Origin of the sequence: Streptomyces sp. NPDC029044, from assembly GCF_040637495.1 — a bacterium.
In the GTDB taxonomy this organism is placed as follows: Bacteria; Actinomycetota; Actinomycetes; order Streptomycetales; family Streptomycetaceae; genus Streptomyces.
In genome coordinates, this window is sequence record NZ_JBEZWN010000117.1 from 1 (window position 1) to 10341 (window position 10341).

General features: G+C 76.5%; 9 protein-coding genes. All 9 read left to right on the plus strand.

Translation table 11 applies throughout. The features are described 5' to 3' along the window. Nucleotides 1–296: 296 nt before the first annotated feature. Complete coding sequence (locus AB0E85_RS38950) at nt 297–1262, plus strand: NAD-dependent epimerase/dehydratase family protein (protein WP_361937510.1); 966 nt, start codon at nt 297–299, stop codon at nt 1260–1262. Between the two features lie 89 nt (nt 1263–1351). Continuing rightward, on the plus strand, nt 1352–3028 hold the full coding sequence (locus tag AB0E85_RS38955; protein ID WP_361937502.1) for a carbamoyltransferase C-terminal domain-containing protein: 1677 nt from the start codon (nt 1352–1354) through the stop codon (nt 3026–3028). Further along, entirely contained in the window at nt 3025–4098 is a 1074-nt protein-coding gene (locus AB0E85_RS38960) for a glycosyltransferase (protein WP_361937503.1), read from the plus strand. The genes AB0E85_RS38955 and AB0E85_RS38960 overlap by 4 nt, the downstream gene beginning before the upstream one ends. Continuing rightward, a complete protein-coding gene (locus AB0E85_RS38965) occupies nt 4095–4703 on the plus strand; it encodes an HAD-IIIA family hydrolase (RefSeq protein WP_361937504.1) in 609 nt (202 codons plus the stop codon). Before AB0E85_RS38960 ends, AB0E85_RS38965 begins: the two co-directional genes overlap by 4 nt. Continuing rightward, entirely contained in the window at nt 4700–5761 is a 1062-nt protein-coding gene (locus AB0E85_RS38970) for a glycosyltransferase family 9 protein (protein WP_361937505.1), read from the plus strand. Before AB0E85_RS38965 ends, AB0E85_RS38970 begins: the two co-directional genes overlap by 4 nt. Further along, complete coding sequence (locus AB0E85_RS38975; RefSeq protein ID WP_361937506.1) at nt 5758–6723, plus strand: glycosyltransferase; 966 nt, start codon at nt 5758–5760, stop codon at nt 6721–6723. The genes AB0E85_RS38970 and AB0E85_RS38975 overlap by 4 nt, the downstream gene beginning before the upstream one ends. After that, entirely contained in the window at nt 6720–7997 is a 1278-nt protein-coding gene (locus tag AB0E85_RS38980) for a glycosyltransferase (RefSeq protein ID WP_361937507.1), read from the plus strand. Before AB0E85_RS38975 ends, AB0E85_RS38980 begins: the two co-directional genes overlap by 4 nt. A 110-nt stretch (nt 7998–8107) precedes the next feature. Further along, nucleotides 8108–8743, plus strand: a complete 636-nt coding sequence (locus tag AB0E85_RS38985; protein WP_361937508.1) for an SIS domain-containing protein — start codon at nt 8108–8110, stop codon at nt 8741–8743. Further along, nucleotides 8740–10137: a D-glycero-beta-D-manno-heptose 1-phosphate adenylyltransferase gene (gene rfaE2 / locus AB0E85_RS38990; protein WP_361937509.1), complete on the plus strand. Its 1398-nt coding sequence runs from the start codon at nt 8740–8742 to the stop codon at nt 10135–10137. The genes AB0E85_RS38985 and rfaE2 overlap by 4 nt, the downstream gene beginning before the upstream one ends. Nucleotides 10138–10341 lie beyond the last annotated feature (204 nt).

Below are 10341 nucleotides of genomic sequence, written 5' to 3' on the forward strand. Positions count from 1 at the left end.
TCGACGACCTGAGCCTGGACGTCTACGCCTTCGGCATCACGACCGACTTCCGCTCGGCGCGCCCCGCCGCCCCGGCCCTCCGTGGGCCCCGGGCCACCCCGTCCGGCCCCCGCGGCGCGCCCCGCCGCCCCGGCTCCTCACCCTCCGTGAGTCACCTGTTCGCCGTACATGGCCGTGCCGTGCGCGCACGGTCGTCGGAGGCTGACCGTGGGCTCGACGGCCCTGCGGCCTCCGGTTCGCCGGTCCGCAGCGCGGCCGTCGTGCCGCGCGCCGCCGCCGACGGAGGAGTGACCGACATGACCACCGCCCTCTCACGGAACTGGGAACACGCCGTCGTCACCGGCGGCGCCGGGTTCGTCGGCTCCCATCTGTGCGCCGCCCTGCTGGACGCGGGCGCGGCCGTCACCTGCGTGGACGACTTCAGCACCGGCCGGCCCGAGAACATATCGCCGCTGCTCGAACAGCCCGGCTTCACGCTCGTCCAGGCCGACGTCGCCGAGGAGCTGCGGATCAAGCGGCCGCCGAACCTCGTCCTGCACTTCGCCTCGCCCGCGTCCCCGGCGGACTACCTGCGCCTCCCGCTGCACACGATGGAGACCGGCAGCCTCGGCACCCGCAACGCCCTGGAGCTCGCCCACTCCTCCGGCGCCCGCTTCGTCCTCGCCTCGACCTCCGAGGTCTACGGCGACCCCCTCCAAAACCCCCAGGACGAGCGCTATTGGGGCAACGTCAACCCCGTCGGCCCCCGCAGCGTCTACGACGAGGCCAAACGCTTCGGCGAGGCGCTGACCACCGCACACGCCGACGCCCAGGGCACCGACACCTGCATCGTGCGGCTGTTCAACACCTACGGCCCCCGGATGCGCGGCCACGACGGACGCGCGGTGCCCACCTTCGTCCGGCAGGCCCTGGCCGGCGAGCCCCTCACGGTGACCGGCGACGGCCGCCAGACCCGCTCGCTGTGCTACGTCGACGACACCGTGCGCGGCATCCTCGCCGCCGCCGCCCACGGCATGCGCGGCCCCGTCAACATCGGCAACCCGACCGAGATCACCATGCTCGACCTGGCCCGCCTGGTCGTCGAACTCGCCGAGTCCTCCTCGGAGATCCGCTACATCGAACGCCCGGTGGACGATCCGGCCGTGCGCTGCCCGGACATCACCCTGGCCCGCGACAAGCTCGGCTGGGACCCGCAGGTCCGCGCCGAGGAGGGGCTGCGGCGCACCATCGCCTGGTTCCGCGAGGCCGGTACCGAGGGTTGACCCCGCCCGGCCACCCCGGACCCCGGCACCCCCGCACCCCGGCACCCCCGCGCCTTGGTGTCCCCGACCGCCGAAAGGCCCGCCTCCCCATGCGCATCCTCGGAATCAACGCCCTCTTCCACGACCCCGCCGCCGCCCTGGTGATCGACGGACGGACCGTCGCCGCAGCGGAGGAGGAGCGGTTCTCCCGGCGCAAGCACGGCAAGAGGCCCTTGCCGTTCTCCGCCTGGGAACTGCCCGAACAGGCCGCGGCCTGGTGCCTGAAGCGGGCCGGGCTGCGCCCGCAGGATCTCGACGCGGTCACCTACTCCTTCGACCCCGGGCTCGCCCGGCCGGCCGAGGACATGGGCCTGGACGATCCCTGGGACCACCTGCGGCTGACCTACGCCCGCGAGGCACCCGCCTTCCTGAAGACCGCCCTGCCCGGTCTCGACCCCGGCCTCGTCCGCTTCGTTCCGCACCACATGGCCCACGCCGCTTCCAGCGCCTTCGCCGCACCGGAGGCCCAGAACTCCTCCGTCCTGGTCCTCGACGGCCGTGGCGAACGCGCCTCCCACCTGGCCGCCCGCCGGGTGGGCCCCCGCCTGGAGGCGCTGCACGCCCAGGACCTGCCGCACTCGCTCGGCCTGGTCTACGAGGAACTCACCGAACACCTCGGCTTCCTGCGCTCCTCCGACGAGTTCAAGGTCATGGCCCTCGCTTCCCACGGCAGGCCGCGCATGCTCGCCGAACTGCGCCGCCACGTGTACCCCACCGCAGACGGCGGCTTCCACGCCACCGGCGTGCCCTGGCACGAGCTGTGTCCGCCCCGCGGACCCGACGAGCCCTGGACGCAGGACCACGCCGACGTCGCCGCCAGTGCACAGGCCGTGCTGGAGGAGACCCTGCTCGACCTGGTGCGCTGGCTGCACGGCCGGACCCACGACCGGGTGCTCACCCTGGCCGGCGGCGTCGCCCTCAACTGCGTCGCCAACTCCCGTATCGCCCGCGAGGGACCCTTCTCCCGGGTGTGGGTGCAGCCCGCCGCGGGAGACGCCGGGACCGCCCTGGGCGGCGCCCTGCTGCTGTCCGCCGTGGAGGGCGACGAGCCGGAGCCCATGACCGGTGCCGACCTCGGCCGGGAGTGGTCCGACGCCGAACTCGGAGCCTGGCTGAAGACCGCCGCCGTCCCCTTCGACCGGCCCCCGGACATCGCCGCGACCGTCGCCCGCGCCCTGGCGGACAACGGGATCGTCGCCTGGTTCCAGGGCCGCTCCGAGTACGGCCCCCGGGCCCTCGGCCACCGCTCCCTGCTCGCCCACCCCGGGCACGCGGGCAACCTGGAACGGCTCAACGACGTCAAGGGCCGCGAACAGTTCCGGCCCGTCGCCCCCATGGTCCTCGCCGACCGCGCAGCCGACCTCTTCGACGGCCCGCTGCCCAGCCCGTACATGCTGTTCGTGCACGACGTGGCCCCGGCGTGGCGGGAGCGCATCCCCGCCGTCGTGCACGTCGACGGCACCGCCCGTATCCAGACCGTCGACGCCGATCGCGAACCCCTGGTCGCCGCCATGCTCGGCGAGTTCGAGCGGCTCACCGGCCTGCCCGTGGTCGTCAACACCAGTCTCAACACGGCCGGCCGGCCCATGGTCGACGACCCGCGCGACGCCCTGGAGTGCTTCGGCTCCTCGCCCGTCGACCTGCTGGCCATCGGCCCGTACGCGATCCGGCGCGCCGACCTCTTCCGCACCGACTCCCGCAGCGACGACGCCGGAGGCCCCCGATGACCGGACCCGACGCCCCGGCGTCCGACGCCGAGTACGCCGTGGTGATCCCCACCCTCGGACGGCCCAGCCTGGGCGCCTGCCTGCACGCCCTCGCCGAGGCCACCGGGCCGGGCCCGGCCCGCATCGTCCTGGTCGACGACCGGCCCGACACGGACCGGATCGCCCTCACCGCCGCCGTCCCGCCGTCCCTGCGCGCGCGCACCGTCGTCGTGCCCGGCGGGGCACGCGGACCCGCCGCCGCACGCAACCTGGGCTGGCGAGCCGCCGGTGACGTGCCCTGGATCGTCTTCCTCGACGACGACGTCGTACCAGGCCCCACCTGGGGCGACGACCTGACCCTCGACCTGGCGGCGGCGACCGCGCGCACCGCCGCGATCACCGCCCGCATCGAGGTGCCCCTGCCCGCCGGCCGGCGCCCCACCGACTGGGAACGCAACACGGCCGGTCTCGCCGATGCCCGCTGGATCACCGCCGACATGGCCTACCGCCGGGACGCGCTGGTGGCCGTCGGGGGATTCGACGAGCGCTTCCGGCGGGCCTTCAGGGAGGACGCCGACCTCGCCCTGCGCACGCTCGACGCGGGCTGGGCGCTCACCACCGGCCGGCGCACCACCACCCACCCCGTACGGCAGGCCGGACGCTGGATCTCCGTCCGCCTCCAGGCCGGCAACGCCGACGACGTGCTGATGACCCGGCTGCACGGCCGTCACTGGTGGCGCCGGGCACAGGCCCCACGCGGCCGCCTGCCCCTGCACCTGGCGGTGACCGGGGCGGGGGTGTCGGCGCTCGGCTGCGCCCTGCTCGGCCGGCACCGGGCGGCCGCGGTCTGCGCCGCCACGTGGCTGGCCGGCACCGCCGAGTTCGCCCTCGCCCGCATCCTGCCCGGGCCGGGCACCCGCGACGAAGTGGTCACGATGACGGTGACCAGCGCCCTCGTCCCGCCCGCCGCGACCTGGCACTGGCTGCGCGGGCGCCTGGTGCACCGCAAGGCCCGGCCGCACACCCCGTTCCGGAGCGGCGAGCCGGCACCCGCGCCCCGTCCGGCGGCCCGAGAACGGCTGCGGTCATGACGCCGCGCCCAGGCCCCTGGCTGCTCCCCGGGCACGTGCGGCAGCGTCCGTACGATCCGGACGGCCCGCTGCCCGCGGCCGTCCTCTTCGACCGCGACGGCACGCTCGTCACCGACGTCCCCTACAACGGCGACCCGGCGCTGGTCGCGCTCATGCCCGGTGCCCGGCAGGCCGTGGACGCCGTGCGCGCGGCCGGGGTGCCCGTCGGTGTCGTCACCAACCAGTCGGGCGTGGCCCGGGGCCTGCTCACCCGCCGCGACGTGGAGGCCGTGCGGCTGCGGGTGGAGGAGCTGCTCGGGCCGTTCGCCGTCTGGGCCGTGTGCCCGCACGCACCGGAGGACGCCTGCGACTGCCGCAAACCGGCCCCGGGACTGATCCTGGCCGCGTGCCGCCGCCTCGCCGTCCCGCCGGAACGCACCGCCGTCATCGGCGACATCGGAGCCGACATGGAGGCGGCCCGGGCCGCGGGAGCCCGCGGGGTCCTGGTCCCCACCGCCGTCACCCGTGCCGAGGAGGCGGCGGAGGCCGCGGTCACGGCACCGGACCTGCCGACGGCCGTACGCCTGGTCCTCGGCCCGGCCGTCGCGGCCCGGGAGCCGCGATGACGCCCACCCGCCTTCCCCGCACCCTCGTGGTCCGCCTCGACAGCTCCGGCGACGTACTCCTGGCGGGCCCCGCCGTACGGGCCGTCGCCGCCGGTTCCTCGTACACCGCGCTGCTCTGCGGGCCCCAGGGCCCCCCGGCCGGGCGGATGCTGCCCGGTGTCGACGAGGTGCTCACCTACGACGCTCCCTGGGTCGGCCTGGAGCCGCCGCCGGTCACGCGGGTGGCCACCCGGCAGCTGATGGAGACGCTCACGACCGGCCGCTTCGACCGCGCGATCGTGCTGGTGTCCTACCACCAGAGCCCACTGCCCATCGCCCTCCTGCTGAAGCTGGCCGGGATCGCACGGACCGCCGCCGACTGCGAGGACTACCCGGGCGCGCTCCTCGACCTGCGGCACCGCAGACGGCCGCACCGTCACGAGGCCCTGGCCGCCCTCGACCTGGCCCGCGCAGCGGGCTTCGAGCTCCCGCACGGCGACGACGGCCGGCTGCGCGTCCTGCCGCCGCCGCACACCACCCACCTCACCGGACCCGGCCCGTACGTCGTCCTCCATCCCGGCGCCGCCGTGCCCGCACGGGCCTGGACACCGGGCCGGGCGGCACGTGCTGCGGCCGCGCTGTCCGCGGCGGGGCACCGCGTGGTCGTCACCGGCGGTCGCGCCGAGCGCGAGCTGACCGCCCGCGTCGCCGGGCGGCACGCCCTGGACCTCGGCGGCGCCACCGACCTGCCACAGCTGGCCGGAGTCCTGGCGGGGGCCCGGACCGTGGTGGCCGGCAACACCGGCCCGGCGCACCTGGCCGCCGCCGTGGGCACGCCCGTCGTCAGCCTCTTCGCGCCGGTCGTGCCGGCCGAACGCTGGGCCCCCTACGGCGTACCGCACGTCCTGCTCGGCGACCCGCACGCCGCGTGCGCGGACACCCGGGCCCGGCACTGCCCGGTGCCGGGACACCCCTGCCTCGACGCCATCGGCGACACCGAGGTGCTCGCCGCCGTGGCGGCCCTCACGGCCCACCCGGCCGACCGGGGAGAACACACCCAGCGAGGAGCGGCCGTATGAACATCCTGCTGTGGCACGTGCACGGCTCCTGGACGACCGCGTTCGTCCAGGGCCCGCACACCTACCTCGTCCCGGTCACCCCCGACCGCGGCCCGGACGGCCTCGGCCGGGCCCGCACCTTCACCTGGCCGTCCTCGGTCCGCGAGGTGACTCCCGAGGAACTCCGCGACACGCAGGTCGACCTGGTCCTTCTCCAGCGGCCCCACGAGCCGGCGCTGGCCGAACGGTGGCTCGGCGGACGCCGCCCCGGCCGGGACGTGCCCGCGGTGTACCTGGAGCACAACGCGCCGGACGGTGACGTGCCGGACACCCGGCACCCGTGCGCCGGCCGCGACGACGTGACGCTCGTCCACGTCACGCACTTCAACCGGCTGTTCTGGGACTGCGGAACCACCCGCACCGAGGTGATCGAGCACGGCATCGTCGACCCGGGCCACCGCTACACCGGCCGGCTGGCCCGCGCCGCCGTCGTCGTCAACGAACCCGTGCGACGCGCCCGGTACACCGGAACGGACCTGCTGCCCGCCCTGGCCGAGGCCGTGCCCCTCGACGTCTTCGGCATGGGCACCGACGGCCTGGCCGGACACCTCGGCCTGCCGGCCGACCGCTGCCGTTCGGCCGATCTTCCCCAGAGCGAGCTGCACACGGCCCTGGCCGAACGCCGCATGTACCTGCACCCGGTGCGCTGGACCTCCCTCGGCCTGTCCCTGCTGGAGGCGATGCACCTCGGCCTGCCCGTGCTGGCGCTCGCCACCACCGAGGCGGTCGAGGCGGTCCCGCCCGGCGCCGGCACCCTGACCACCCGTCCCGACGTCCTGGCCCGCGCCGCCCGCCGCTACCTCCACGAACCGCAGGCGGCGGCCGCGGACGGGGCCCGCGCCCGGCAGGCGGCCCTCGAACGCTACGGGCTCAAGCGCTTCCTGGCCGACTGGGAGCGCCTGATCACGGAGGTGTGCTCATGACCCCGTCCCTCAGTCCCCTCCCCGCCGGACCGCTCGGCGGCGAGCAGCTCGACCCGGGCGTCCTCGCGATCGCGCTCGTCTCCGAGCACGCCAGCCCGCTGGCCGCACTCGGCGGCGTCGACGCCGGCGGACAGAACGTCCACGTCGCCTGCCTCGCCGCCGCACTCGCCGACCGCGGCCACCGCGTCACCGTCCACACCCGCCGCGACGCGCCCGACCTGCCCTGCCGGACGGAGCTGCGCGACGGCGTCGAGGTGCACCATGTGCCCGCCGGGCCGGCCGAGCCGCTCCCCAAGGACGAGCTCCTGCCGCACATGGACGCGTTCGGCCGCCACCTCGCCCGCGGCTGGCGCACCCGGACCCCCGACGTCGTGCACTCCCACTACTGGATGTCGGGCCTGGCCGCCCTGCGCGCGGCCCGCGAGCACGGCCTGCCCCTGCTGCACACCTACCACGCACTCGGCACCGTGAAGAGGCGGCACCAGCGGCTCGCCGACACCAGCCCGCCGGAGCGGATCCCCGGCGAGATCGAGGTCGGGCTGGGCTGCGACCGCGTCATCGCCACCTGCCGGGACGAAGTCCGGGAACTGGCCCTCATGGGCATTCCCCCGCACCAGGTCGGCATCGTGCCGTGCGGCGTCGACACCGACCGGTTCACCCCGAAGGGCCCGTCCGCGCCGCGCGGACCGTACCCCCACCGGATCCTCCAGCTGGGCCGGCTCGTGCCGCGCAAGGGCGCCGCCGTCGCCGTCACCGCACTGGCCCGGCTGCCCGGCACCGAGCTGGTCGTGGTCGGCGGGCCGCCCGCCGGCCGGCTCGACGGCGACCCGGAGGTGCGGCGGCTGCGCGGCATCGCCCGGGACGCCGGGGTCGCCGACCGCGTCCGCTTCACCGGCGCCCTTCCCAGCGAGGAGGTGCCGTCGCTGCTGCGCTCCGCGGACGTCGTCGTGTGCCCCGCCGACTACGAACCGTTCGGCATCGTCCCGCTGGAGGCCATGGCCTGCGGCGTGCCCGTCGTGGCCAGCGCGGTCGGCGGGCAGCTCGACACCGTCGCCGACCCCGGCACCGGACGACTGGTGCCGCCCCGCGACCCGGCGGCCCTGGCCGCCGCCGTCGCCGCGCTGCTGGCCGACCCGGAGGCCCGCGCCGCCTGCGGTGCGGCCGGCCGCCGACGCGTCCTGAGCCGGTACGGCTGGGGCCAGGTCGCCGCCGCCACCGAGGCCGCCTACTGCGCAGTCCTCGACACCGAGCCCGCCGCGACCCGCGCCGGCTGACCGCCCGGCCCTCAGCCCGACGACAGCCACCCGGGCCCGACGTCCGACGTCCGACATCCGAAGGAGGTGCGGGTTCGCCGCCGTCACCCACGGCGGTACGCCCGATCGACATGAGCGAACCCCCCGCACACCCCGTCCTGGAAACCGCGCGACTGCACTGCCGGTCACTGGAGGAAGCCCTCGGAGGGTTCCGCAGGCACGGCCTGGACCGGGTCGCGGACTGGGGCGGCCGTCTCGCCGACGTCCTCACCGGCGGCGGCCGGCTGCTGGCCGCGGGCAACGGCGGCAGCGCCGCCCAGGCCCAGCACCTCACCGCCGAACTGGTCGGCCGCTACCGCCGCGAACGCCGCGCCTACTCCGCGCTCGCCCTGCACGCCGAGACCTCCAGCATGACCGCGATCGGCAACGACTACGGCTTCGACCACGTGTACGCCCGGCAGGTCACCGCCCACGGCCGCCCGGGCGACATCCTGATGCTGCTCTCCACCTCCGGACGCAGCCCCAACCTCATCGCCGCCGCCGTGACCGCCCGGCAGGCCGGACTGCGCGTGTGGGCCCTGACCGGACGTGGCCCCAACCCCCTGGCGGAAGCCGCCCACGCATCCCTGTGCATCGACGCCGGCAGCACCGCCAACGTCCAGGAGATCCATCTCGTCGCCGTCCACCTGCTGTGCGAGTGCTTCGACACGGCCGTGTCCACGCTGCCGGCCCGCCGCGCGGTCCTCACCCACGGGAGCACCTCATGACCGGGCCCCACCCCCTCGTCGTCGTGGGGGACGTCCTCCTCGACGAGGACATCGAGGGCGTCTCCACCCGTCTCTCCCCGGACGCCCCCGCCCCGGTCGTCGACGTCACCGGCGACCGCCGCCACCCCGGCGGGGCCGGTCTGGCCGCCGCCCTGGCAGCACGGGGTGGCCGGGACGTGGTGCTGGTGACCGCGCTCGGCGACGACGAGGCCAGCGAGGCGGTACGACGCGAGCTGCGCGGCCGGGTGCGGCTGCTGGAGATCCCGCTGGAGGGCACGCTGCCGGTCAAGACCCGCGTCCTCGCGGGCGGGCGGCCGGTGGTCCGCATCGACCGCGGCGGCGGCACCCCCGGCGAACCCGGCGACGCGGTCCGTGACGCACTGGCCGGCGCGCACGCCGTCCTGGTCGCCGACTACGGCCGGCACACCGCGGGGGCCCTGCGTCCGCTCCTGGAGGACGCCGCCCGCCGCACGCCCCTGGTGTGGGACCCGCACCCGAACGGCGACCCGCCCGTGCCGGGAGCCCGCCTCGTCACCCCCAACGCGGCCGAGGCGCGGGCTCTGCACCCCGGCTCCGGGGACACCACGCTGGGCGCGTACGCCGAGAGGGGGTCCCGTCTGGCCGAGCGCTGGCGTGCCGCCGGTGTCGCCGTCACCCTCGGCGAGCGCGGGGTGCTGCTGGTCCGGCCCGGCTCCGGCACCCCGATGCTCGTCCCCGTGCCCTACCGGGCCGCCGGGGACCCCTGCGGCGCGGGTGACTGCTTCGCCGCCACGACGGCTGCGGGCCTCGCCGACGGCCTGCTGCCCGAGGAGGCGCTGCAACGGGCCGTCGCCGAGGCGGCCGCGTTCGTCGCGGCGGGCGGCGCCGGCAACCCCGGCCTGTGGCGGACCGGGCCCGAGACCGGCCCCCCGGTCGAGCCCGCCCACGACGCGTTCGGTCTCGCCGAGCAGGTCCGGTCCCGGGGCGGCACGGTCGTCGCGACCGGGGGCTGCTTCGACCTGGTGCACGCGGGGCACGTCGGCCTGCTGGAGAGCGCCCGGCGCATCGGCGACTGCCTCATCGTGTGCCTGAACTCCGACGCGTCCGTCGCCCGCCGCAAGGGCCCGGGCCGCCCGCTCAACCCGGCGGCGGACCGCGCCCGCGTGCTGGCCGCGCTGGGCAGCGTCGACGCCGTCGCGGTCTTCGAGGAGGACACCCCCGAGGCGGTACTGGCCCGGCTGCGGCCGGACGTCTGGGTCAAGGGCGGCGACTACTCCGTCCAGGACCTGCCCGAGGCGGAGGTGCTCCGCACCTGGGGCGGCCAGGCCGTGGTCCTGCCCTACCTCGACGGCCGCTCCACGACCCTGCTGGCCCGCCGGGCGGCGGTGGCGGCGGAGGCGGCACCGCGGCCGTAGGGCGCCTGGGACGCGCCTGCCGGTGTGCGCCGTGCTGCGCGGCTCGTCCGGGGGCTGTGGGCGAGGAGTGGGGGCGGTGTGCGCCGTGTGCCGGGGTGGTTCGTCGCGGGCTGTGGGCGGCCCGGCGGCCGAGCCGACGCCGCTGCCGACCATCCCCGGCCGCGAGGTCGCCGGTGTCGTCGAGTCCCTGGGCGAGGGCGTGGC